Source organism: Arthrobacter sp. LFS091 (genome assembly GCF_047977885.1).
Classification (GTDB): Bacteria; Actinomycetota; Actinomycetes; order Actinomycetales; family Micrococcaceae; genus Arthrobacter.
In genome coordinates this window covers 278,185-300,685 of the sequence record NZ_JBFPFP010000008.1, presented here as the reverse complement: position 1 = coordinate 300,685, position 22,501 = coordinate 278,185, and the positions used below count along the sequence as shown (strand labels likewise).

Sequence of the window (22,501 nt, the reverse complement as noted above, 5' to 3'; positions counted from 1 at the left end):
CCGATCCGCCTCAGCCCGGTTGAACGCTACGGAGCTTCGTGTCGCGGGGTTAGGGTGGTCCCGTGACCCAACCTCGTGACGACGGCCCCTTCTTCCATGGCACCAAGGCAGATCTCCGGGAGGGAGACCTCCTGAGGGCGGGCTTCAGGTCCAACTACCGTCCGGAAGTGATTATGAACCACATCTACTTCACTGCTCTGAGGGACGGTGCGGGACTTGCCGCTGAGCTCGCAGCCGGGGAGGGTGAGCCGCGGGTCTACGCTGTGGAACCGACCGGACCCTTCGAGGATGATCCGAACGTGACGGACAAGAAGTTTCCGGGCAACCCCACCCGTTCGTATCGGAGCACCGCTCCACTCCGCGTGATCGGCGAAGTGACCGACTGGACCCGTCTGACCCCGGAGGCGCTGAGTGCCTGGAAGGAACGCCTGGGCGCGATCCTTGCCGACGAGCGGGGGGAGATCATCAACTAGTGCCAGGCCCTTCAGGCCCGGAAGAATCCACCGTGCCGCGTCATGGAGGCGTGGGCCGCGCTGATGAGGTCAGATCGGGCTGCCACGCAGCGGTCCGCGGTCTGCCGGAGGGCTGGAAGCGCGTCGGCCGCGTAGTCGAAGTGGTCTTCCCTGATCATGGATTCGATGGCCCGGCATTGGTGCTCGGTTTCGATCGCCCCAACCATCGCTGAGCTGATCTTCAGGCTCAGGACAGCATTGGTGGTCTCTTCCTCGTCTCCCTGTTCCACGGCCCGTGCGATCCGTTCAACGCGGCCGGTAAGCATGGACAGGTACTTGGTCAGGAACCGCAACGCCGGGGCAGGGTCGCCGAGGTCATCGGCGAGGCTGCGGAGCCGGTCCAGGTCGAGGCCTTCACGGTTGTTTCGCGGTGCGCTCATTCCTGGACTTCCTTTCGGGTGTGGACCGGGGACCGGCCTGAAGGGCAAACAGGCCGGTCCCCGGAGCTTGGTGGTGCGGTGGTTGGTTACTTGGTGGTTTCGGTGCGTTGGGTGCCGGTGAAGGAGAAGGCGATGGTGGAGGTGGCGCCCTGGAAGGTGTTGTCCGCGGTGGTGGGGAACGCGGTGGTGACTTTGAGGTTGTCGGTCTTGGTGCTGGTCAGGGAGGTCAGGTTGTTCAGGACCTTGTTCGCGGTGATGACGGGGGCCGAGGCCAGGACGGTGGTCTTGGTGCCGGCGCAGGTGTAGGGGGCGGCGGTGCCGGTCCAGGCAACGGAGCAGTTCTCGATGGTCAGCTGCAGGCCGTTGGTGGTGTCGGTGGTGAGCAGGGATCCGGTGGCACCGGCGGAGGTGGTGAGGGTGACGTTGTTCAGATCGGAGTTGCCGGTGTTGGCCAGGGTGACGAGCTTTTCGACTTTGTCCCCGGGCAGCAGGCCCGCGACGGGGACGTTGAGGGTGTTGTTGGCGCCGGTGCCCAGGGCGATGGTGACGGTTCCTGCGGTGACGGCCTGTGAGGCGGAGGTCGAGGAGGTGAACGCGCCGTAGGTTCCCATGCCGGCGACGGCGGCTGCGGTGCCGACCAGTGCGACGGAAGCGAGGATCTTGCCGGAGGTGGTCTTGAGGCTGATGGCCATGGGAATCAGTGTCCTTTCGGTAGGCCACCGTGAGACCGGCCGGCCGTTCTTCGTTCCAGCCTCTCTGGCTGACAAGAACTACTGTGCCGGGCCACCCTCAAGAACCAATCCTGCAAACCCGCAACAGTCCCTCAGGAAAACCTCAAGACTCGCGCCAAACGCAACGGTGCCTCCCCGCAAGGGGGAGGCACCGGCGTCGTTATTCAGTTAGAGCGGTCCTACGGGGTGGGGTTGCCGCCGTTGACGTTCAGCGTTTCGCCCACCACGTAGCTGGATTCAGGCGAGGCGAGGAAGACATACGCCGGGGCGAGCTCAGCGGGTTGGCCGGCGCGGCCCAGGGGAGTCGAATGGCCGAATTCGGGCAGTTCCTCCTTCGGCTGACCGCTGCTGACCTGCAGCGGTGTCCAGATCGGTCCTGGAGCCACCGCGTTCACGCGGATTCCCTTGGGCGCAAGCTGCTGCGCCAGGCCCTTGGTGAAGTTGTTGATGCTTGCCTTGGTGGTGGCGTAATCCACCAGCGTCGGCGAGGGGTTGTAGGCCTGGATGGAGGTGGTGTTGATGATGGTTGAGCCTGGCTCCAAGTGCGGGAGTGCGGCCTTGGTCAGCCAGAACATCGCGTACACGTTGGTCTTCAGCGTGTGGTCGAACTGCTCGTCCGTGATGTCGGCGAGGTCCTTCTGGGCCACCTGCTTGCCGGCGTTGTTGACCAGGATGTCCACCCCGCCCAACACAGCGATGGCGGTGTCCACGAGTTCCTGGCAGGTGGTTGAGTCCTTGAGGTCGCCGGGAACCTTGACGGCCTTGCGGCCTGCGGCTTCGATGAGGTTGGCGATCCGGGCCGCGTCTTCTTCCTCTTCGGGCAGGTAGGAAAGGACGACGTCGGCTCCCTCGCGTGCGAAGGCGATGGCGGTAGCGGCTCCGATGCCGGAGTCGGCCCCGGTGATGATCGCTTTGCGTCCTTCCAGCCGCCCCGTGCCCCGGTAGCTTTCTTCGCCCAGGTCCGCCTTCGGCGTCAGTTCTGCGTCGAGGCCGGGCTCAGGCTGGTGCTGCTTTGGCGGGGAAATGTGCTCGTAGGCGGTGACCGGGTTTCGGAAGGTGTACTGGTCAGTCATGGTGGTCCTCCTGGTCCTTCATCGTGGAACTCGGACGGAAAAGCTAAGTAGGCTTACGATTTCTACCTTAGGCACGTGGAGGTGTACGTGCCAAGTCGCAGGCGGATACCCGTGTCTATGCCGCCGAGTGAACGGCGACGGAGGCACGCTCAACAGCCGGGCATTCGATTTTCAAAGCAGCACCTTCCGGGGCTGCCTCAAGGCCCAGCAGCATACGGACGCCCGCCGCCCCGAGCTCGTAGTGGGGCAACGATACGGTGGAGAGCGGCGGCCGAAGGTGTGCTGCGATGACTTCCTGGTTGTCGAACCCCACCACCGCGATGTCGTCCGGGATGGACAGGCCGTTCTCCCGCAGGCCGTCGTACAGGCCCATGGCCATCCGGTCGTTGTAGCAGTAGACGGCGGACACGTCGAGTTCCAAGAGCTCGCCGGTGGCGCCGTAGCCGCCTTCCTGGTCCGGGTAAGCCTCCAGAACCAGTGAAGGGTCGAACGGTATGCCCGCAGCATCCAGCGCTGCACGGTAGCCGGCGAGCCGTCCGTCCTTTGCCGGAGCAGGGGTGGTGGTGTTGATGAAGGCGATCCGGCGGTGGCCTCCGCGGAGGAGGATCTCCGTTGCCGACTGCCCGCCCTGGGCCTCGTCCGGAACCACAGCCCGGGCAGACGGCGAATCCGGCGAAAAGCAGTTGACCAGGACAAAATCGGATTCCCGCAACGTCGACGGAACCTCGGTAGGCCGGTGGAACCAGGTGGAATACAGGATGCCGCGGACCTTGTACTCCAGCATCATGGCAATTGCGTCTTTTTCCAGGTCCACGTTGCCCTCGGTGTTGGCTATCAGGAGCGCGTACCCGTGTTTCCAGGCTTCGTCCTGTGCGCCGTGGATGATCTGGCCGGCGAAGGGGGTGGTAGCAACTCCGTCGGCTACCAGCCCGATGAACTTCGAGGTTCCACTGACCAGGTTCTTGGCCATCGCATTGGGACGGTATCCGAGCTGCCGAATGGCGTCGTTGACGCGCCGGCGCGTTTCGTCTGCGATGCGCGCGTTCTTTTTCTTGTTGATCACCAGGGAAACTGTGGCCGTGGAAACGCCGGCTGCTTCTGCCACTTCGCGGAGGGTCACTGGATGTACGCGGTCCCTTGTGACAGGAACGTCGGGGGTGGCCGCGTTGCCCGGATTTTTCTCCTGCGAAATCATCTGTCCTCCACCAGGAGTATATCCGCCCGTGGATGCCGTCATCCCTTGGTCGCCCCGCTTTCAAGGCCCTGGATCATGGCCTTGTTCAGCACCAGGAAAACCAGGAGCAATGGCGTGATGGTTACGCACACTGCTGCGAAGGTGGCCGTCCAGTCAACCTTGCCCATGGCGCCGATGTAGTTTTGCAGGCCCAACGGGATAGTTTTCAGTTCCTCCGAAAGGACAAACGTGTTGGCGAAAATGAAGTCGTTCCAGATAAAGATGCTGTTGACCAGGACCACTGTGACCACGGTGTTCAATGACAACGGCAGGGTGATGAGACCGAAAATCCGGTATGGTCCGGCGCCGTCCAAGGAAGCCGCTTCATAGGTTTCGCGGGGAATGTATTCGAAGAAGGATGAGAACAGGTAAACCGACATCGGCAGGGCAAATCCGGCCAGCGGGATAATCATCGACTGATAGGTATCCAGCAGGTTCACGGTTGAGTAATCGATGAAGAGCGGGACAAGTGCGATTTGGACGGGAACAATAATCCCGACCAGGAACAGGCCCCGAACAAACCGGCTGAAACGGAAGCCCAGAACCTGGATGGCGTAGGCGGCCATCATTCCGAACAAGACAATGAGCAGGTTGGCGCCCATGGTCACGATGAAGCTGTTGAGGATATTCCGGCCCAGGTCTCCCGTTTCGAAGGCGCGGGCGTAGTTCTCCCAGGTGAGGGAACCGGGAAGCGCGAACGGGTCTCCCGTGGCGAAGTCCTGTTCGGTGCGAAGGCTGGTGAGGAACAGCCATGCCAGAGGGTAGACCTGGACGATCACGATGAGCATGATCAGGACCCGCGACAGGGTCCGGTAGAGGCTGGGCTTGCGGCGCCGCGGCTTGTAAACGGGTGCCGGTGGTGGGGCGGTGCGGTTAGTGGCCGGGGCTGTCTGGGCGATCATGAGTCTGCCTTCCGCTTGAGCATGAACAGGATGAGGCCGACGGCGACGAGGCACTCGATCACGATGAACACGGAGATGGTGCTTGCGTACCCGAAATCGGTACTGGTGAATGCTGTCTTGTACATGTAGGTAGTCAGCAGCTCGGACGATTGACCCGGGCCTCCGTTGGTCATCAGGTAGGGGATGTCGAACCCGCGCAGGCCATAGGTGGTGGCCATGATGGTGGTGGTGATCCATACCGGGCGGATGTACGGGAACCGGATCTTGGTGAAAAGCGTCCACTTGGAGGCGCCGTCAAGGACCGCGGCTTCTTCGAGCTCCTTGGGAACTGCGATGAGGGCCGCATAGATGATGAGCATGTAGAGACCCGTGAAGCGCCAGCCTTCGGGCGCGGACACTGCTGCCAGGACGGTGTTCACATCAGAGAGCCACGCCCGCTCCAAGGACCCCAGGCCTACCCAGTGCAACAACTGGTTCAGCAGGCCCACGGGGTCGATCGAGTAGATGCGTACGAAGAGAAACGCAATGGCTACGGTCGAGATGACCGCGGGCAGCAAGTAGAGGGTCTTGATGAGTTCCCGGCCGCGACGCAGGGAGGTCAACAGGCTGGCGACCACCAGCGCGCCGCCGAGTTGCAGGACCAGGCAGATAGCCAGGTAAAGCAGGGCATTGAAGAATGAGCGCCAGAAAATGTCATCAGCAGTGAGCATCCTGACGTAATTTGCCAGTCCGACGAACTCCATGTCGCTGATGCCGTTCCACGAGAAGAAGCTCAGGAACAACGACTGGAGGATCGGGAAAAGCACGGCTGCGCAATAGAGCAGGAGGGGCGGGAGCAGGAATACCAGGACTGATGTCCTTGACCTGTTGGGAAGCATGGTGGGCCTTTCGGTGCGGGGGGCTTTTGCAGCCCCCCGCATGTGTGTCTACTTGAAGAACTTGGGCGCGTTCTGCTTGATGGCGTCGTCCATCGTTTGCGTGAACTGTTCAGGGGTGATGTTTCCCTGCACAAGGAGGACGAGTTCCTGCTGCAACCTGCCGTTGGTGGTTGGGTCCAGTTGGGTGTCCCACGGCATGGCCTGCTTGCTCCCGAGGCCGTTCGCAGCGTCGAGGGCCTTCTTGTACACCGGTGTGGCGTTCGCTGGCACCGCGGTTTGGACGGTGGTGGTGGGGGACAGGGCGCCGGTTGCGGCGTATTCCGCCGGATACTTCCCCAGGGCGAACTTCAGGAAGTCGCTGACCAGCGGATCGTAGGTCTTGGAGTTCACGGCCATGCCGATTCCCGACGGTGAGACGTACTCGTTCGCGGCCGTTACCGCTCCTTCTGTGGTGGGGAGGGTGAAGAAGTCGATGTCGTTCCGCACGGCAGGGTTCAGTTTGTCGGTGGCAAGGCTGGGGAGTTCCCAGGTTCCGATGTTGTACATGGCTGCTTGGCCGGAGGTGAACTGGTTCTGGGCGTCCGAATAGCCTTGGGCCGAGAATCCGTCCTGGAAGCAGTTGGCCTTGCCAAGTTCGGCCAGCCACCCCACCGTCTTTTTCCCGGCCGAGTCGGCGAATGAGGCCTCGCCCTTCTTCAGTTTCTGCACGAACTCCGGCCCGGCTTCACGGAACGGCTGGTAGGCGACGTAGCGTTCCAACGGCCACTGGTCCTGTCCGTCCAGAGCAATGGGGGTGATGCCGGCCTTCCTCAACGCCGTGCACATGGCAGGGATGTCATCGAGGGACTTCGGAACGGAAACGCCGGCCTTTTGCAGCAGTGCCTTGTTGTACCACATGAATTCGAGCTCGAACTGGAACGGAATCATGTACAGGGAGCCGTCGTCGAAGCGCTGGTAGTCCAGGGCCCCGGGGCGGTAGTCGTCGTAGACCCCCAAGGATTTGAGCAGTTTGTCGGCGTCAACCATCTTGCCCTGCTTGGCCAGCTGCTGGGCGAAGGGGGTGGCGTCCGTGTCGAACAGTTCAGGGAGCTTGTTCGCGGCGGCCAACGTTTCGAGCTTTTGGATGTAAGAGGGGCGGTCCGGGGTGGTGATGAGGTTCAGCGCGAAGCCAGGGTGGTCCTTGGCGTAGTCATCGGCGAGCTTCTTCATGATGTTGATGACGGCGCCGTCGGCGGGCCGGGACAGCAGCCAGGAAATTTCGCGGGGCTTGATCTCGCCGGTAGGACTCACGTCAGTTGGGTTGCCCGCGGTGCCGCCGCCACCACACGCCGTCAGCGCCAGCGCGCAGGCAGCCGCAACGGCTGCGGCTCGGAAAAGTTTCTTCATGGGGACAATCTCCCTTGATTGGTCGGAATGATGGGTTGGGGTTATTCAGTTGTCGGTGCGTTGGCGTATCTCAAGTTCGGCCACGGTGACCGCGCCTTCGCCGGCGAAGACGCCGATCCGTCCGGTGGGGCGGTCGTAGATCCTTGCGCTCAGCGCCACTTGGCGGTCGACGACGGCGACGCACGTGTCGCCGTCGACCATCACCTCGAGCGTGTGCTTGCCTGCGGCGAGGTGGCAGGGTCGTTCCAAGGCGATGTCGAAGGGCACATCGCCTGACACCTGCCATTGGGCATCGCCGGTCACTTCACGGGGCCAACGATCGAGGACCAGCCGGCCCCGTTTGGGTTCGAGGCGCAGCACGTAGGACTGGTCGCCGTCGTGGCTTGACCGGAGCAGCAGTCCGCATTCGGTGGTGTTGGGCGCTATGTCGAACACGGCCTTCGCGTAGAACTGGCTGGGCAGTTCCTCGTTCGAGACCATGGCGGAGTAGTTGTCGGGCACGTCCAGGGTGGCCGGAAGTGGAACGGGCAGCGTTACGGGCACGTCCTCCCAGAAGCTCTCCACGAGTTCGTCGGCAAAACCGAAGCCGAGTGTCCCGTCCGGGTTCTGGCGGGCTTCCAGGACGGACATGGTGCCCGCCCACTGCCACGAACCGTCGTCGGCGTTGCCTTCCTTGCTGGCTATCCAGCCGAAGAAGAAACGACGATCGTCGCGGGCGGCGCTCTTCGAAGCGTAGAAGGCGCGGCCGTCGATGCTGTCCAGCTCGGGTACCGACCATGGACCGGTGGGACTTTTGGCCATGCGGTACCTGGTGGTGAATGATTCGGAGAACTCGGAGTACACCATGTACCACCAGTCGCCCCACTGGAAAACGTCCGGGCACTCGTGGGTGATGTAGCGTCGCGGGTCCCAGAACGGATCCGCATAATCCCAGGTCGTCAAATCCCGGGAGACGCACTGGGCGATGACACCCCGGCGGCGTTCGGGGCCCTTGGAGTGCCGGGCTGCGATGAGCATGCGCCAGAGTCCGCTTTCCTGATCGTAAAAGACGAAGGGGTCGCGCCAGTCGCCGGTCTCGTACCCCTCCGGTGCGCCGAAGGTGAGCTCCGGGTGCTTGGTCCAGCTCCGCATCCCGTCAGTACTGGTGGCGTGCATGACCAGTTGGAGGGGAGCGCCGTCAGGGCCCAGGTTTCGTGGATTTTGGCCGGTGTAGAACAGGTGGTGGGTGCCGTCACCGTCGACTGTCACGCTGCCTGTGTAGGCATTGAAGTCCGGTTCATCCTCGGTTCCGTGCGGCAGGGCGACACCGTGGTTTTCGAACTGGGTGAGGTCTTTGGTGGTGACCAGGTTCCATGCCGTTCCGGGCTTGGGGTGGGAGCGTTCTTCATGAAGGTAGAAGAGCCAGAACTCCCCGTCCTTCTCGAAGGGGATGAGGTCCCCAACCCATCCGTCGGCGGGCTGGAAGAAGACTGAGCGTTTCATCTGCGCTGATGTCCATTCTGCTAAAGCGTTTGATCACCATGAAGGTAGCGCAGGTCACATCGATTGATCAAGCGTTTTAGCAAAATATTCTTCCGATGCTAAAACGCTTGACCGTTGCCTCGAGAAGCCACTATGGTCCTAGCTACCGATGACAAACCGCGCTCCCTCGACGCCGAGCGGGCTGACCTGGTCACCGTCATCGAAACATGTTCTCCAGCCCTATGACTGCGTAGCTTTTGCGCGCCCGGCCACACCCTGGCCGGACCCTTTGTCACGCCCTCATGCCACTGAATGCTTGAGAGGAACCACTTCATGACGCTCGAATTTTCACGCCGAACAGTCCTGCAAGGGACGGGAGCGGGCGCTTTGGCGCTGCTCATGGGAGGCGTCGCCGCCGGAACAGCCCAAGCGGCGCCCTCCCTCAGGGCGGTCTACCACATGACACCGCCGTCTGGTTGGCTGTGTGATCCCCAACGGCCGGTCCACACCAACGGTGCCTACCAGCTCTATTACCTGCACTCCAGCATCAACAACGGCCAGGGCGGATGGGACCACGCGACCACCAATGACGGCGTCTCGTTCACCCACCACGGTGTGGTGATGCCGCTCCAGCCCGATTTTCCTGTGTGGTCAGGATCGGCGGTGGTGGATACAGCGAACACGGCGGGCTTTGGCGCGGGGGCGGTGATCGCCCTCGCGACCAAGCCCACGGACGGGATCCGCAAGTACCAGGAGCAATACCTCTATTGGTCCACGGATGGCGGCTTTACCTTCACAGCGCTGCCGGACCCGGTGATCGTGAATACCGACGGTCGCGCCGCCACGACGCCCGCGGAGATCGAAAATGCCGAGTGGTTCCGTGACCCGAAGATCCACTGGGACACCGCACGGAACGAATGGGTGTGTGTCATCGGGCGGGCACGCTACGCAGCCTTCTACACCTCATCCAACCTGCGCGACTGGCAGTGGACCTCCAACTTCGACTACCCGAACCACGCGCTCGGCGGGATCGAATGCCCCGATCTGTACGAGATGACCGCCGACGACGGCACCCGGCATTGGATCTTCGGCGCGAGCATGGATGCCTACAGCATTGGCCGGCCCATGACCTACGCCTACTGGACTGGTTCCTGGAACGGCACGATGTTCACAGCCGATAACCTGACGCCCCAGTGGCTCGATTGGGGGTGGGATTGGTACGCCGCGGTGACGTGGCCGGCCGTGGAAGCGCCCGAAACAAAGCGGCTCGCCGTCGCCTGGATGAACACTGGAAGTACGCTGCCCGCGACGTCCCTACCGATGCAACGGATGGCTACAACGGGCAGAACTCGGTAGTCCGGGAGCTTCGGCTGGAGCGCCAGTCCGGTGGCTGGTACAGCCTGTTGAGCGCCCCCATTGCCGCTCTCGAGTCCTACGCGACAGCCACCGTTCAACTTCCTGATCGCACGGTGAACGGAAGCGCAGTGCTTCCGTGGTCGGGCCGGGCGTACGAGTTGGAGCTCGACATTTCCTGGGATGCCGCAGCGAATGTTGGGGTGTCCGTGGGGCGTTCCGCCGACGGTTCCCGGCACACCAATATTGGCAAATACGGTGGGGACCTCTACGTGGACCGTGCGCCGTCAGACCAGGGCGGATACGCGTTGACGCCTTACACGCGTGCTGCCGCGCCCATCGACGCCGGCGCGCGGTCAGTGCACCTGCGGATTTTTGTCGACACCCAAAGCGTGGAGGTCTTCGTCAATTCCGGGCACACAGTGGTGTCGCAGCAGGTGCATTTCGCTGAAGGTGACACCGGCGTTTCGCTGTACGCCGACGGTGGCCCAGCCACCTTCACCGGAATAACCATCCGCGAGTTCGGGAATCCCATCTAGCGGAGCGGCGGGGCGAGGGTTACGTCGTTATCCACAAACGCAAGGACGCGGACGACGGCGGCCCTCGCCTCGCGCTAGGCTGGTTACCTCGGCTGATGCAAGTGGCCGCAGGAACCACCTATGCGGAGCTTTCCTCTTAATGTCCGATGACCTTGCCCTCGCCGCCCTTGCGGCGTCTTCCTTTTCCCTCCCAACTTTGCGCGACGGCCAACTGGCCGGCATGAGTGCCCTGGTCGAGGGCCGTGATGTCCTGGCCGTCATGCCCACCGGGTACGGCAAGTCCGCCACCTACCAGGTGGCGGCCCAGTACCTTCACAACAAAACGGGACGACCCGCCGTCGTGATTTCTCCCCTCATTGCCTTGCAGGAGGACCAGCTCGACGGCCTGGCCGAGGACCTGGGGGAGGGCGCCGCGGTCGCGGTCAACTCGTCCCACAGTGATGCCGACGTCGAGGCCGCATGGGAGGCGGCGGGTTCAGGCCGTGCCACATTCCTCTTCCTCGCGCCGGAGCAACTGGCCAAGCAGGAGACGGTGGACCGGATTGCCGCGATGGACGTCACCATGTTCGTCGTTGATGAGGCGCATTGTGTTTCGTCCTGGGGCCACGATTTCCGGCCCGACTACCTGGACCTTGGAAATGTCCGCAAACGCTTGGGCAACCCGCCAGTGCTGGCATTGACCGCCACAGCATCCCCGCCGGTGCGCGACGAGATCGTGGAGCGCCTGGGCATGACGGACCCACTGATCCTGGTCCGCGGTTTCGACCGCCCCAACATCAGCCTCGACGTCGTCCGCCACCAGGACGACAAAGGCAAGCGTAAGGCCGTGGTGGAACAGGTCGCCGCATTGGCCAAGACCGACGGTTTGGGGCTGCTTTACGCCGCAACACGCAAGGACACGGAAAAGTACAGCAGCAAGCTAGCCGAGGCCGGGCTCCGTGCAGAGGCCTATCACGCGGGCAGGAATGCCTCCGAACGCGAACGCATCCACCAGCAGTTTCTGGATGACGAACTGGACGTTGTGGTGGCCACGACAGCGTTTGGAATGGGCATCGACAAGGCAAACGTTAGGTTCGTCGTACACGCGGACATCCCGGAGTCCTTGGATGCTTACTATCAGGAAATCGGACGTGCTGGCAGGGACGGGGAGCCCGCCTCAGCCATCCTCCATTACCGGGAGGAGGACTTGGGGCTGCGGAAGTTCTTCGGCACCCATTCGCCGGACCCCGAGGCTCTTCTCGCGGTGTTAACCGTGGTGAAGAACGCCAAGTCGCCAGCTCCCAAGAGCGCCATTGCAGAGCTCACCGGCTTCCCGCCGCGGCGAGTCACCGCGCTGGTAAGCCAGCTCGAGGAGGCCAGTGCCGTAACCCCCGGAAAACGTGGCGTCCGGCTCACGTCCAAAGCCAAGCTGCCCGCTTTCGTGGAGCGGGCGGTGGAGTTGGCCGAAGCCCGGCAGCGCGTAGACCAATCCCGGCTCACCATGATGCGTGCGTACGCTGAGACGGACGGATGCAGGCGCCAGTTCCTCCTGGGATATTTCGGCGAGGACCTGCCCCAGCCGTGCGGCAATTGTGATGCGTGCACCGAGGCGGCAGGCCGCGCCGAGCCTCCGGCTGGTACGGACCACGTGTCCACCGCATCTGATGAGCCGTTTCCGCTTCAATCAACGGTGATCCACAAAGAGTGGGGGCAGGGCCTGGTGATGCGCCACGAGGATGACGTCATCACAGTCCTGTTCGAGCAGGAGGGCTACAAGACCCTGTCCCGCACTGCGGTGGTGGAGCACGAGCTGCTGAGACTGGCGTAGTTTGGCTGGGGCGGGACCGGCGTCAGGTGTTCAGCTCCAGCATGAGGGCAGGGAGTTGGTCGCTGAGCTCGCGGGCCAGGAAGCCCAAGGGACCGAGCTTGCTGGCCAGGCGATCGGCCGCAGCCGCGTGGAGGTGCGTGCCCCAGCACGCAGCCTGAGCGTCGCTGGTTCCGCGGGCCCGCAACCCGGTAATGGCACCGGCAAGGACGTCCCCGCTGCCCGATGTCCCCAACCCGCCGTAGCCTGTGGTGATTTTCCAGAGTCCGGGCGTGTCCGCGTCCGGGGTGGATGGACCCGCAATGTAGCCCTGGCAGCTGACCACGGCGTCAAAGCGTTGGGCGATCTCCACAATGGCCCCTTCCAGAGTGTCCACGTCCCGGCCCAGCAGGATCCCGGCTTCCGTGGGATTGGGTGTGAGGATCAGCCGGCCACGCCACGGCCCGATGTGGTCTTCGAGCTTGGTCAGCGCCCCCAGCGCATAAGCGTCAAGAACGACGGCGGGGCCGCCGTCGCCGTCCGGGTCACCGCTAAGTTCCTCCCGCTCCAGCAGCGCCCGCAGCATCGTCTCAGCCAGCTCGAGATCGTCCAGGCCAGGACCGATCAGAACCGCGTCCGAACCGTCCAGATAGGAAGATATCCGGTCCAGGCCTTCACCGGTCAAGGATCCGTCATCTGTTTCCGACAGGCCCAGCGCCCCGCACTCCGGGAAAGCAACGCCCACCTGCACAGCCACGGATTCAGCGACCGCCAACGATATTTTTCCTGCACCCGCGCGAAGGGCGGCGGTGCCGGCAAGCAGAGCCGCGCCCGGGGTGGCACGTGCCCCACCTATGACCAGCACTGCTCCCCGTGAATACTTGCTGTCGCCCGGTGCCGGCAATGGCCAGTCACGCAGCAGGGAGGGGGTTACCAGAGTGGGCTCTTTGTGGTCATTGTGGGTGGACACTGGCGTCTCCGGAGTGCTCTGTGACCGTCACGCCTTGCTCGGCCAGGTGGTCGGCCACGTTAAAGCTTTCCAATTCCCAACGGCCCGCACCACTGGGACGGACATAGCGTGTGATCGAGGCATTGAGTACCGATGTACTCGCCGCAAGGTCCAGGATTTCGTCCTCGGACATGCCCTCCAAGACGTAGCGGATCAGCAGGATCACGGCGTCATGGCAGACCAACATCACCCGGTGGCCTGCCGCGAGGGTGTTGAGTTCGTCTAAGACCGAGCGCAGCCGCAGGGCAACGTCCGCCCACGATTCGCCGCCCGGCGGCCGGTAGTACAGCTTGCCGAGCCAGAGCCGCCGCTCGGCCTCATCCGGGTACCGGCTCTCCACTCCACGACGTGTCAGCCTGTCCAGGATTCCCAGTTCACGGTCACGCAGGCGCTCGTCCGTGAGCACTTTCACGGGCCAACCCGCCGTTTCGACCGCAATTTCCGCTGTCTGCCGGGCGCGTGCGTAGGGGGAGGACACCACGGCATCGGGCCGCAGCTCCTCTGCGATCCTGGCCAACGCCGTACCCAGGGCTTTGGCCTGCTCTTGCCCGGTCCCGGACAGGTTCACATCGGGGTCCCTCGCAGGTACATCAATGATTTCCGCTCCGGCCAGGTGCGCCTCGGTTGCGGCCACGTTGCCTTCGCTCTCACCGTGCCTTATCAGCAGCAACTCAACAGCCCCGGCCTCCTGCACAGCGTCTGTCAGTCCGTCCTCTTTCACTAAAGATCACCTTTCCGCGTGCTTTGCCGAATTCAGAACCCTACCCACTGCGTACCCACCGGACCAGAGACTAAACGTGAGGTGTCCGCCGTCGACCCCTGTCGCATGGGCCACCTGTGAAGTAAGTTGCTCGCATGGAGGACTCATACCAAGTCATTGTGGTCGGTGCCGGATTCGCAGGCGTTGCAGCAGCCAAGGAGCTTGGCCGAAAGGGCATTCGCGTCCTGCTCATCGATTCGAACAACTACCACCAGTTCCAGCCGCTCCTTTACCAGCTGGCGACCTCGCAAATCGGAGTCTCGGCCATTGCCCGGCCCCTCCGCTCGGTCTTCCGACGCTTCAAGTCCGTCCGGGTCCTGACAGCAAAGGTGGAATCCGTGGATGCGGCAGAGCGGTCCGTCACCACAGCGGAGGGCCGAACCCTGCGCGCAGAGGTCCTGGTCATCGCCGTCGGAGCCGTCCCCAACTTCTTCAATACGCCCGGCGCGGAGGAGTTCGCATATCCCTTGTACTCGGTCACCGATGCCACCCGACTCGGTACAGGCCTCACCCGGTTACTGGACCAGGCCGACAGGAGCCCCGACGGATCCGTGGACGTTGTAGTGGTGGGCGGTGGCCCTACCGGGGTAGAGACCGCCGGGGCCATGGCAGAGAACGTCAAATACGTTGTCAGCAAGTACTTCTCGCCAGGCCTTGCTGCGCGGTGCAAAGTGCATTTGGTGGACATGGTTCCGAGTGTCCTGAACATGTTCTCCACCAAATCCCAAAGCTACGCCACGGAACACCTGGCCAAGATCGGGGTCCAGTTGCACATGGGCGTCGGGGTCACTGAAGTTCGCAAGGATGGTGTGACGTTGGCGGACGGCAGCACCGTGCCTGCACAGATTGTTGTGTGGGCCGGCGGCCTGAAAGCCGGGGACCTGATCGCCAACTCCGGCCTCACCCAGGGGAGGGGAGGGCGCATCGATGTTAATCCCGACCTGACCGCGCCCGACGTTGACGGGGTCTATGTCCTGGGGGATGCCGCCAACATCACCGATTCCACCGGAGCCAAGCTGCCCCAATTGGGATCCGTCGCCCAACAAGCGGGCAAGTGGGCGGCCAACAACATCGTCGCTGACCTGCAGGGAGGCACGCGAAAGCCCTTCAGTTACTTCGACAAGGGGTATATGGCGATGGTGGGCCGCGGCGCGGCCGTGGCCGAGCTCGGACGCAAACGCCACCAGTTGCAGGGGCCTTTCGCTTTCCTGTCCTGGCTGCTGGTGCACCTCGCCCTGCTGTCCGGACTCCAGCAGAAGGCGCGTGCGTTGTTCTCCTGGCTCAACGGCTACCTGCTGCATAGCCCGGCCCAGGTTGTGGTGAGCGGACCGGTCGAGAAGGACCCACCTGAGCAGGCTCCACCCGGGACTGCCTGAACACCTGAGTGCACCGCTGGGCGCCGAACTGGGAAGATAGCAGGAGGACACCCAAACAAGGAGCATCATGTCACTCAAAGAACGCTTGAAGGCCGACGTCGTGGACCACATGAAGGCCGGCAACAAGGTCGCGCTTACCACCGTGCGCAACGTCCTGGGCGAAATCACCACCCGCGAGAAGTCCGGCAAAACGCCGGTGGAGCTCGACGACGCCCAGGTCACCTCGCTGCTGCAGAAGGAAGCTGCCAAGCGCCGCGACACCGCCCGCATCTACACTGAGGCCGGCGAAACCGACCGTGCCGCTGCAGAGGTGGCTGAAGCGGAGATCATCGAGGCCTACCTGCCTCAGGCCCTCACCCGCGAAGAGGTGGAAACAATCGTCGATGAGGCCATTGCTGACCTGAAAGCGGACGGCCAGGAGCTTTCCATGCGGTCCATCGGAGCCGTGATGAAGCCCGTTACCGCCAAGGTGGCAGGACGCTTCGACGGTAAAACCGTCAGCGAGATCGTGCGCGGCCGCCTGGGCTAGCAGCGGAAGCGAGCGTCATCCCGCCTCAAGCAGCCACCGCAAAGTTTCAGCGTTCCGCACGGCGTTACCACCGCCGTCGTTGTTGAAGTAGGCGTACACGTCCTTGCCGGCGTCGCCCCACTCCCGGATCCGGTCGGCCCACCACCGGAGGTCGTCATCGGAGTACGAGCCACCGTAGAGATGCTGGTGGTCCGGGCCGTGCAGCCGCAGATAGACGAACGGCGCAGTGGCCCGGAGTATGCAGGGGAGGTTGGCTCCGCTCATGATGCAGTACGCGGCCTCATGGCGTTCCAGCAGCGCATACACCTCGGGGTGGTCCCAGCTGTCGTGCCGGAATTCGACGGCGACGCGGATCCAGTGGGGCAGGGCGGCCAGGAAGTAGTCGAGCCGGGCGTCGTCACGGGCGAAACCGGGCGGGAGTTGGACCAGCAGCACGGCCCTCTTGTCGCCCAGTTCGTGCCAGCAGCGCTCTATCCGCTCCACCCAGACTTCCGGGCTGTACAGTTTCTTGGCGTGCGTGAGGCCTCGCGGGGCCTTGACCGACATGGCAAAACCGGGAGGCAGCCGGTTCCGCCAGCTGGCAAACGAGGTGTCGCGGGGCCAACGGTAGAAGCTGGCATTCAGTTCCACGGTGTTGAACCGCGCCACGTAGTGAGCTAAACGCTTGGCAGTCGGAAGGCCGGGCGGATAGAGAACGTTCTCCCAATGGTCATAACTCCAGCCGGATGTACCTATGTGGATACCCATGCTGGAAATGTACCCGCGTCGGATGCCTGCTAACGCGAGCCGCTACTGCTTCGCTGCGGTACTGGCCATGAGGGCCCGGAGGTCCTCTGCGACTTTGGCGACCTCACGTTGGCGGGCACTGCGGATCGGCTTTGATCCGTGGACTGCCGGACGCTCCGCGCGGCTGGAGTTGTGCGATTGGCGGCGAATTTGGGGGTCCCGAACGGGCTGCGCGTCAACAGCGACGGCGCCCTGGAAGGGATCGTGAAAGAGCGGGAAGTTCATGATTCCTGATCCTGACACAACCACGGAACCCCCGAAATGGACAGTTGCATATCGTCCTATGTGGGCGCTGTGCAGATGTCCATGCAGGCCTACCCCCACAGCGCCTTCTTGAGCAGCGCCCTGAGCTGCAGGTTCTCGTCCTCGCTCAGTCCCTCAAGTTGCGTCTGTTCGCACACTTCAAGTGCCGCCCGGGCCTTGTTGTGGATCCGGCGGCCCTCGGCGGTGGAAACGATGATCTTTGCGCGTCGGTCCTGCTTACCCTGGGCGCGTTTGACCAGGCCTCGGTGTTCCAGGTCGTCAACCAGGCTGACAACCTGGCTGGGATCCAGGCTGAGGAAATCGGCCAGCTCGCGCTGGGTAGGTTCCAGTCCGCTGCAGGCGAGTGTCAGCACGGAAAACGACCGTTCCCGAAGGCCGTAGTCCGCCAGCGCCTTGTTGTTCAGGAGGGAACCGGTGGCGTGGAGCTTGGCCAGCAGCAGGCCCACATCGTTGCCGATTTTGGCGGCGGCCAGGCGCGGGGTTTCCACTTCGGTGCTTTGCGGTCCCATGACAACTCCAATAGTAATGAAAAACAATCGTTGACTTTTTAAATGATCCGTATTCTCATTGATCATGACAAGGATCTCACGCCGCAGTGGGATCGGCCCCACCGGCTCCGGCCGGTTACTGCATGCGAAGGAGCACGCCATGAGCTTGAACGGCAAGGTTGCAATCGTCACCGGGAGCGGACAGGGTCTTGGACTCGCTTACGCGAGGGAGCTCGCCCGCCAAGGTGCCGCCGTCGTGATCAATGACGTGAACGCCGAGACCGCAGCGCAAGCAGTCGCGCAGATTGAGGCCGACGGCGGCCGGGCCACCGCCGTCGTGGTCCCCGTGGGAACCACAGACGCCGCCAAAGCGCTGGTGGCGGGCGCAGTCGATACGTTCGGGCGGTTGGACATCCTGGTCACCAACGCCGGCATCCTGCGGGACAAGAGCCTGCTGAAGATGACCGACGAGGATTTCGACCTGGTCATCAACGTGCACCTGAAAGGCACGTTCACCTGCGTCCGTGAAGCGTTTGCGTACTTTAAGGAAAACAACATCGCGGGCCGTATCATCACCATCGGATCGCCCACGGGCCAGCGCGGCAACTTCGGACAGACCAACTACGCCGCCGCCAAGGCCGGAATCGTAGGCATGGTCCGGACCTGGGCGTTGGAGATGAAGAGGGCCGGCGTGACGGTCAATTCCGTGATCCCGGTGGCCGCCACCGCGATGACCAAGACGGTCCCGTACTTCCAGAAGGCCGTGGAAGCCGACGAGCGTGGCGAGGCCATGCCGTCCTTCTTCCGCCACGACCTCGGTTTCGGAACGGCCGACGACGTCGCCGGGCTGATTGCCTTCCTCGCCTCCGACGAAGCTGCCGGGATTACCGGCCAGGCGATCGGCGCCGGCGGTGACCGGCTGCAGGTCTGGACCCACCCGACCGCTGCCAGCACCGAATACCGCGAGGGCGGCTGGAGCTACGACGCACTACAGGAGAGCGCCGGCACGCTCTTCGGCAAGGAAAACCTGCAGGGCTACGGCGAGGAATTCCTGCCGCTGCCCGAGGAACTGCAGCCCGAACCGGCCAAGGCTGAGGCCCGCTGATCATGGCCACCCGTTACGAACTGGGCATCGACGCGGCTGCCTTGGATGCGATCGACATGCACGTCCACCTCGAAGTGGACAGCTGCGGCCACGGATCGCTCCCTGATGCGCTCACGGAGGCCTCGGCCAAGTACTTCAAAGCGGAGGACCGGACCCCGTCGCTGGACAGGATCGCCGAGGTGTACCGCGAACTGAACATGGCCGCCGTCGTCTTTACTGTCGATGCACGGACCCAACTCAAGCATGAGCCCAACAGCATCCCGGAACTCATCGAGGGCGCAGCGCGGAACAACGACGTGCTGATTCCCTTCGGCAGCGTGGACCCGCGCACGGGGGAGGACGCAATCGCCGGTGCCAAGCACCAGGCTGTTGAGCTCGGCGCCCGTGGCTTCAAGTTCCACCCGTCCTTGCAGGGCTTCGATCCGTCGAACGAGCAGTTCTACCCGCTTTGGGAGACGCTCCAGGAACTGGGCCTGCCGTGCGTCTTCCACACGGGCCAGAACGGCATGGGTGCCGGGCTGCCCGGCGGGTTCGGGATCAAGCTGGCCTATTCCAACCCGTTGTTGCTCGATGCTGTCGCTGCGGATTTCCCGGGGCTGCAGATCATCATGGCCCACCCCTCGGTGCCGTGGCAGGACGAGGCGAACTCGATCGCGACGCACAAGTCCAACGTCTTCATCGATTTGTCCGGCTGGTCGCCGAAGTACTTCCCGGAATCCCTGGTCCGGCTCTCCAACAGTGTGCTGCAGGACAAGGTGTTGTTCGGCACGGACTTCCCGCTGATCACTCCACAGAAATGGCTGGGCGCGTTCGCGGACCTGCCGTTGAAGGACGAGGTCCGGCCGAAAATCCTCAAGGACAATGCCGTCCGGTTGCTAGGGCTCGGTGGTTGAGATGTCCACCACCGCATTGGAACAACGGCTCTACGCAGTAGGGGACTGGTACGACGCCGAAGCGCTCCTCGCTACTGAAGAGCGGGAGGTGTTGGCCCGGCTTCGCGGCTTCCTGGACGCCGAGGCCAAGCCGCTCCTGGCCGAGTACTGGGAGCGGGGGGAGTTCCCGCAGCAATTGGCCCAACCGCTGATCGATCTTGACCTGATGGAACCCTTCGACGCTCCAGCCCGGGGCATCTACCAGGGGTTCCGGATCTTCGAACTCGCACGGACCGATGCTTCCCTGGCCACCTGGTACACCGCGCAGGCCGGGTTGTTCCGGACGGCGATCCGGGTGGGCGCGTCGGAGGAACAACAGAAAGAGTGGATGCCGCAGGTTGTGGATTTTTCACTCAAGGGTGTCTTCTCCCTGACCGAGCCGGAACACGGCTCGGACATTGCCGGCGGACTGGCCACCACCGCCCGGTTTGAAGAAGATTCCGACGGCGGAACATGGGTTCTGGACGGTGCCAAACGTTGGATTGGGGGCGCCTCAACTGCGGATGTGCTGTGTGTGTTCGCCCGGGATGTCGCCGATGGACAGGTCAAGGCCTTCCTCGTGGACCGAACCGCCGCCGGCGTCAGCCTGGAGAAGATCACGGGCAAGACGTCCCTGCGGATGATGCAGAATGCGCACATTACCCTGGACGGTGTCCGCGTCCCGGAAGCCATGCGCCTTCGCAACGTGAACTCCTTCAAGGACGTTGCGGCGATGCTGCGCGCCATGCGCTCGGACGTTGCCTGGATCGCCACCGGGATACAGGCCGGAGCGTTCGAAGCCGCACTGGCGTACGTCAAGGAACGCCAACAGTTCGGCCGGTCGATCGGTTCCTTCCAACTGGTGCAGGAGAAGCTGGCCCGAATGCTCGGCAACCTCACTGCGAGCTTGTCGCTCGTGGTGCGTCTAACCGAACAGCAGAGCGCAGGGATCGTGCGGGACCAGGACTCGGCGCTCGCCAAAATGCAGACCAGCCTTCTGATGCGCGAAACCGTCGCCCTGGCCCGCGAAGTGGTGGGCGGCAACGGCATTACGCTCGCCGCCGACGTCGCGCGTTTCCACGCCGACGCAGAAGCTGTCTATTCCTACGAGGGCACCCACGAAATCAACGCCCTCATCATCGGCCGCGCCCTCACGGGCGAGAGTGCCTTCACCCGCTGAATCTCTTCAAACAACAACACAGGAGGCAAAGATGCCCAATCTCGTCGTCGATTTCGACACCCTGCTCACCATGTCCGGCAAGGACCTCGGCACCACTGATTACCGTGAAATCACCCAGCAGCAGATCAACCTCTTCGCCGACGCCACGGACGACCAGCAATGGATCCACACCGACCCCGAACGCGCCAAGGACGGCCCCTTCGGTGCCCCGATCGCGCATGGTTTCCTCACGCTTTCCCTGATCATCCCGTTCTGGGGAGAGCTGTTCGACGTGGACGGGGTCACCACCAAGGTCAATTACGGCCTGGACAAAGTCCGCTTCACCTCACCGGTCAAGGTGGGCTCCAAAGTCCGCATGAACGGCACCATCGCCGAAGTCAGCGAAGTCAAGGGCGGCGCCCAGATCAAGGTCAACGCCACCATCGAAATCGAAGGCCAGGAACGCCCCGCCGTCGTAGCTGAATTCCTCGCACGCTTCTACAAATAAACCCTCCACCAGCAATATCCCTCCTCTCCCAAGGAACAGCCATGTCAGGACACACTGCGCTCGCAACATCGAGCACGGCCGCAAAGCGCAAAGAAGCACGCACGGTCATCTTGTCCAGCTATCTGGGCAGCACCATCGAGTTCTACGACTTCCTGCTGTACGCAACAGCCGCGGCCGTTGCCTTCCCCAAAGTCTTCTTTGCCGGCACGGACGAATGGGTTGGCGTGGTCGCCGCTTACGCCACCTTCGCCGCCGGCTATGTCGCCCGGCCATTGGGTGGCATCATCTTTGGCCACTTCGGCGACCGCATCGGGCGAAAAGGGATGCTCATCGTCTCGATGGCCATGATGGGCATTGCCTCCACGCTGATCGGGCTGATCCCGGGAGCGAACGTCATTGGTCCTTGGGGTGCCGTGCTCCTTGTGGTCCTGCGCGTCTGCCAGGGCATCGCCGTCGGGGGTGAATGGGGCGGCGCCGCGCTGATGGCGCTGGAACATTCAGACCCCAAGCGGCGAGGGTTCGCTGCGTCGTTCGTCAACGCCGGTGCACCGACGGGTGCCGTGCTGGGAACGGTGGTTATGGGCATCTTCTCCGCCCTTCCGCAGGATGCTTTCCTTGCCTGGGGGTGGCGTGTGCCGTTCCTGCTGTCGTTCGTGCTCCTGATTGTCGGTATGTTCGTGCGGCTCCGGGTCTCCGAAAGCCCCATCTTCGCTGAAGCGGTGGCCAAGGAAAGCGCACAAGGAACCAAGCGCAAGATCCCGCTACTGGAAGTGCTGCGGCGTCCCAAGGCCCTGATCATGATCATGTTCGCCGGTGCCGCCGGGTTCGGACTACAGGTAGTGCTGCCCACATTCTCCGTCACTTACGCGGTCTCCAAGGGCGCACCCCAGCAAGGCGTGCTCTATGCCTTCGCGGGAGCCTCGGCTATTTCCATTCTGTTCGTCCTCCTGGGAGGACGAATGTCCGACCGTTTCGGACGACGTCCAGTGATGGTCACCGGGTTGGCCCTGTTCATCCTGTACCTGTTCCCCATGTTCGGGATGCTGAGCTCGGGCAACATCGCCCTGATCTTCCTGGCCTTCACTGTTGCCCTGATCCTGCACTCTTCCCTCTACGGGCCGCTTGCCGCGTTTGTTTCGGAGCAGTTCGGCACCACCAACCGCTACACCGGTGCGGCGGTCGGCTACCAGCTGGCCACCCTGATAGGTGCCGGCTTCACCCCGGGCATCGTGGCTGGCCTCTACAAGGATGCCGGGCAAAGCATCGTCCCCGTGGTGGTCTTCCTCTCGGCAATGTCATTGGTGTCGATTGTCTTCATCCTGCTCACGCGGGAGTCTAAGAACAACGACCTTTCATCGGTCAGTTAGGAGTACG

22 protein-coding genes and 1 pseudogene are annotated in these 22,501 nt (G+C 63.1%); 10 read left to right on the top strand and 13 right to left on the bottom strand.

The features are described from left to right. Positions 1–62 precede the first annotated feature (62 nt). Entirely contained in the window at positions 63–473 is a 411-nt protein-coding gene (gene arr, locus ACNQOP_RS16945) for an NAD(+)--rifampin ADP-ribosyltransferase (RefSeq protein ID WP_284985866.1), read from the top strand. Between the two features lie 11 nt (positions 474–484). Here arr and ACNQOP_RS16940 read toward each other — a convergent pair whose 3' ends face one another. The 8 genes from ACNQOP_RS16940 to ACNQOP_RS16905 form a co-directional block, all read right to left on the bottom strand. Further along, the gene (locus ACNQOP_RS16940) at positions 485–892 is read right to left on the bottom strand and encodes an Hpt domain-containing protein (RefSeq protein WP_284985867.1); all 408 of its coding nucleotides are present in this window, start codon (positions 890–892) and stop codon (positions 485–487) included. Between the two features lie 86 nt (positions 893–978). Then, a complete protein-coding gene (locus tag ACNQOP_RS16935; protein WP_257368994.1) occupies positions 979–1,584 on the bottom strand; it encodes a CalY family protein in 606 nt (201 codons plus the stop codon). A gap of 218 nt (positions 1,585–1,802) precedes the next feature. After that, positions 1,803–2,696, bottom strand: a complete 894-nt coding sequence (locus tag ACNQOP_RS16930; RefSeq protein WP_416405216.1) for a glucose 1-dehydrogenase — start codon at positions 2,694–2,696, stop codon at positions 1,803–1,805. Between the two features lie 115 nt (positions 2,697–2,811). Next, positions 2,812–3,891, bottom strand: a complete 1,080-nt coding sequence (locus ACNQOP_RS16925) for a LacI family DNA-binding transcriptional regulator (RefSeq protein ID WP_416405215.1) — start codon at positions 3,889–3,891, stop codon at positions 2,812–2,814. A 38-nt stretch (positions 3,892–3,929) separates the two neighbouring features. Beyond that, positions 3,930–4,832 carry a carbohydrate ABC transporter permease gene (locus ACNQOP_RS16920; protein WP_416405214.1) on the bottom strand — a complete coding sequence of 301 codons (903 nt, stop codon included), beginning with the start codon at positions 4,830–4,832 and terminating at the stop codon, positions 3,930–3,932. After that, on the bottom strand, positions 4,829–5,710 hold the full coding sequence (locus tag ACNQOP_RS16915; protein ID WP_309990001.1) for a sugar ABC transporter permease: 882 nt from the start codon (positions 5,708–5,710) through the stop codon (positions 4,829–4,831). Before ACNQOP_RS16915 ends, ACNQOP_RS16920 begins: the two co-directional genes overlap by 4 nt. Before the next feature lie 48 nt (positions 5,711–5,758). Further along, positions 5,759–7,096: an ABC transporter substrate-binding protein gene (locus tag ACNQOP_RS16910; protein WP_416405213.1), complete on the bottom strand. Its 1,338-nt coding sequence runs from the start codon at positions 7,094–7,096 to the stop codon at positions 5,759–5,761. A gap of 45 nt (positions 7,097–7,141) precedes the next feature. Beyond that, positions 7,142–8,578, bottom strand: a complete 1,437-nt coding sequence (locus ACNQOP_RS16905; protein WP_416405212.1) for a family 43 glycosylhydrolase — start codon at positions 8,576–8,578, stop codon at positions 7,142–7,144. A 312-nt stretch (positions 8,579–8,890) separates the two neighbouring features. Here ACNQOP_RS16905 and ACNQOP_RS16900 point away from each other — a divergent pair. Further along, positions 8,891–10,449 (top strand): annotated as a pseudogene (locus tag ACNQOP_RS16900) (glycoside hydrolase family 32 protein). Between the two features lie 139 nt (positions 10,450–10,588). Next, complete coding sequence (locus ACNQOP_RS16895; protein ID WP_416405211.1) at positions 10,589–12,256, top strand: RecQ family ATP-dependent DNA helicase; 1,668 nt, start codon at positions 10,589–10,591, stop codon at positions 12,254–12,256. Between the two features lie 22 nt (positions 12,257–12,278). Here ACNQOP_RS16895 and ACNQOP_RS16890 read toward each other — a convergent pair whose 3' ends face one another. Further along, positions 12,279–13,202, bottom strand: a complete 924-nt coding sequence (locus tag ACNQOP_RS16890) for an NAD(P)H-hydrate dehydratase (RefSeq protein WP_416405210.1) — start codon at positions 13,200–13,202, stop codon at positions 12,279–12,281. Beyond that, positions 13,186–13,962 (bottom strand): histidine phosphatase family protein, encoded by a 777-nt coding sequence (locus ACNQOP_RS16885; RefSeq protein ID WP_416405209.1) that lies wholly within the window; start codon positions 13,960–13,962, stop codon positions 13,186–13,188. The genes ACNQOP_RS16890 and ACNQOP_RS16885 overlap by 17 nt, the downstream gene beginning before the upstream one ends. A 134-nt stretch (positions 13,963–14,096) precedes the next feature. On the opposite strand from ACNQOP_RS16885, the gene ACNQOP_RS16880 reads away from it, so the two are divergent. Next, positions 14,097–15,377 carry an NAD(P)/FAD-dependent oxidoreductase gene (locus ACNQOP_RS16880; protein ID WP_416405208.1) on the top strand — a complete coding sequence of 427 codons (1,281 nt, stop codon included), beginning with the start codon at positions 14,097–14,099 and terminating at the stop codon, positions 15,375–15,377. Positions 15,378–15,444: 67 nt separating this feature from the next. After that, positions 15,445–15,906 carry a GatB/YqeY domain-containing protein gene (locus tag ACNQOP_RS16875; protein WP_416405207.1) on the top strand — a complete coding sequence of 154 codons (462 nt, stop codon included), beginning with the start codon at positions 15,445–15,447 and terminating at the stop codon, positions 15,904–15,906. 15 nt (positions 15,907–15,921) lie between these two features. Here ACNQOP_RS16875 and ACNQOP_RS16870 read toward each other — a convergent pair whose 3' ends face one another. The 3 genes from ACNQOP_RS16870 to ACNQOP_RS16860 all read right to left on the bottom strand — a co-directional run bounded on the left by ACNQOP_RS16870 (position 15,922) and on the right by ACNQOP_RS16860 (position 17,465). After that, entirely contained in the window at positions 15,922–16,653 is a 732-nt protein-coding gene (locus ACNQOP_RS16870) for a DUF72 domain-containing protein (protein WP_416405206.1), read from the bottom strand. 42 nt (positions 16,654–16,695) lie between these two features. After that, on the bottom strand, positions 16,696–16,917 hold the full coding sequence (locus ACNQOP_RS16865) for a hypothetical protein (protein ID WP_235518821.1): 222 nt from the start codon (positions 16,915–16,917) through the stop codon (positions 16,696–16,698). A gap of 89 nt (positions 16,918–17,006) precedes the next feature. Further along, positions 17,007–17,465 (bottom strand): MarR family winged helix-turn-helix transcriptional regulator, encoded by a 459-nt coding sequence (locus ACNQOP_RS16860; RefSeq protein ID WP_211712778.1) that lies wholly within the window; start codon positions 17,463–17,465, stop codon positions 17,007–17,009. Between the two features lie 139 nt (positions 17,466–17,604). Here ACNQOP_RS16860 and ACNQOP_RS16855 point away from each other — a divergent pair, with 139 nt between their 5' ends. Genes ACNQOP_RS16855 through ACNQOP_RS16835 form a run of 5 tightly spaced genes read left to right on the top strand, consistent with a single transcriptional unit; the run spans position 17,605 to position 22,494 of the window. Continuing rightward, complete coding sequence (locus tag ACNQOP_RS16855) at positions 17,605–18,549, top strand: SDR family NAD(P)-dependent oxidoreductase (RefSeq protein WP_416405205.1); 945 nt, start codon at positions 17,605–17,607, stop codon at positions 18,547–18,549. 2 nt (positions 18,550–18,551) lie between these two features. Continuing rightward, positions 18,552–19,442, top strand: coding sequence for an amidohydrolase family protein (locus ACNQOP_RS16850; RefSeq protein WP_416405204.1), 891 nt, complete (start codon positions 18,552–18,554; stop codon positions 19,440–19,442). 1 nt (position 19,443) lies between these two features. Further along, positions 19,444–20,640 (top strand): acyl-CoA dehydrogenase family protein, encoded by a 1,197-nt coding sequence (locus ACNQOP_RS16845; protein ID WP_416405203.1) that lies wholly within the window; start codon positions 19,444–19,446, stop codon positions 20,638–20,640. Between the two features lie 31 nt (positions 20,641–20,671). Further along, complete coding sequence (locus ACNQOP_RS16840) at positions 20,672–21,127, top strand: MaoC family dehydratase (protein ID WP_235518828.1); 456 nt, start codon at positions 20,672–20,674, stop codon at positions 21,125–21,127. 41 nt (positions 21,128–21,168) lie between these two features. After that, positions 21,169–22,494: an MFS transporter gene (locus ACNQOP_RS16835; RefSeq protein ID WP_349471969.1), complete on the top strand. Its 1,326-nt coding sequence runs from the start codon at positions 21,169–21,171 to the stop codon at positions 22,492–22,494. Positions 22,495–22,501 lie beyond the last annotated feature (7 nt).

Excerpts from the sequence above, each read along its gene's own strand:
- ACNQOP_RS16940 (WP_284985867.1), bottom strand. The coding sequence starts at position 892 with ATGAGCGCACCGCGAAACAACCGTGAAGGCCTCGACCTGGACCGGCTC.
- ACNQOP_RS16895 (WP_416405211.1), top strand. The coding sequence starts at position 10,589 with ATGTCCGATGACCTTGCCCTCGCCGCCCTTGCGGCGTCTTCCTTTTCC.
- ACNQOP_RS16845 (WP_416405203.1), top strand. The coding sequence starts at position 19,444 with ATGTCCACCACCGCATTGGAACAACGGCTCTACGCAGTAGGGGACTGG.
- ACNQOP_RS16910 (WP_416405213.1), bottom strand. The coding sequence starts at position 7,096 with ATGAAGAAACTTTTCCGAGCCGCAGCCGTTGCGGCTGCCTGCGCGCTG.
- ACNQOP_RS16840 (WP_235518828.1), top strand. The coding sequence starts at position 20,672 with ATGCCCAATCTCGTCGTCGATTTCGACACCCTGCTCACCATGTCCGGC.
- ACNQOP_RS16920 (WP_416405214.1), bottom strand. The coding sequence starts at position 4,832 with ATGATCGCCCAGACAGCCCCGGCCACTAACCGCACCGCCCCACCACCG.
- ACNQOP_RS16855 (WP_416405205.1), top strand. The coding sequence starts at position 17,605 with ATGAGCTTGAACGGCAAGGTTGCAATCGTCACCGGGAGCGGACAGGGT.
- ACNQOP_RS16930 (WP_416405216.1), bottom strand. The coding sequence starts at position 2,696 with ATGACTGACCAGTACACCTTCCGAAACCCGGTCACCGCCTACGAGCAC.
- ACNQOP_RS16880 (WP_416405208.1), top strand. The coding sequence starts at position 14,097 with ATGGAGGACTCATACCAAGTCATTGTGGTCGGTGCCGGATTCGCAGGC.
- ACNQOP_RS16925 (WP_416405215.1), bottom strand. The coding sequence starts at position 3,891 with ATGATTTCGCAGGAGAAAAATCCGGGCAACGCGGCCACCCCCGACGTT.
- ACNQOP_RS16860 (WP_211712778.1), bottom strand. The coding sequence starts at position 17,465 with ATGGGACCGCAAAGCACCGAAGTGGAAACCCCGCGCCTGGCCGCCGCC.
- ACNQOP_RS16835 (WP_349471969.1), top strand. The coding sequence starts at position 21,169 with ATGTCAGGACACACTGCGCTCGCAACATCGAGCACGGCCGCAAAGCGC.
- ACNQOP_RS16865 (WP_235518821.1), bottom strand. The coding sequence starts at position 16,917 with ATGAACTTCCCGCTCTTTCACGATCCCTTCCAGGGCGCCGTCGCTGTT.
- ACNQOP_RS16915 (WP_309990001.1), bottom strand. The coding sequence starts at position 5,710 with ATGCTTCCCAACAGGTCAAGGACATCAGTCCTGGTATTCCTGCTCCCG.
- ACNQOP_RS16905 (WP_416405212.1), bottom strand. The coding sequence starts at position 8,578 with ATGAAACGCTCAGTCTTCTTCCAGCCCGCCGACGGATGGGTTGGGGAC.
- ACNQOP_RS16850 (WP_416405204.1), top strand. The coding sequence starts at position 18,552 with ATGGCCACCCGTTACGAACTGGGCATCGACGCGGCTGCCTTGGATGCG.
- ACNQOP_RS16870 (WP_416405206.1), bottom strand. The coding sequence starts at position 16,653 with ATGGGTATCCACATAGGTACATCCGGCTGGAGTTATGACCATTGGGAG.
- ACNQOP_RS16875 (WP_416405207.1), top strand. The coding sequence starts at position 15,445 with ATGTCACTCAAAGAACGCTTGAAGGCCGACGTCGTGGACCACATGAAG.
- ACNQOP_RS16935 (WP_257368994.1), bottom strand. The coding sequence starts at position 1,584 with ATGGCCATCAGCCTCAAGACCACCTCCGGCAAGATCCTCGCTTCCGTC.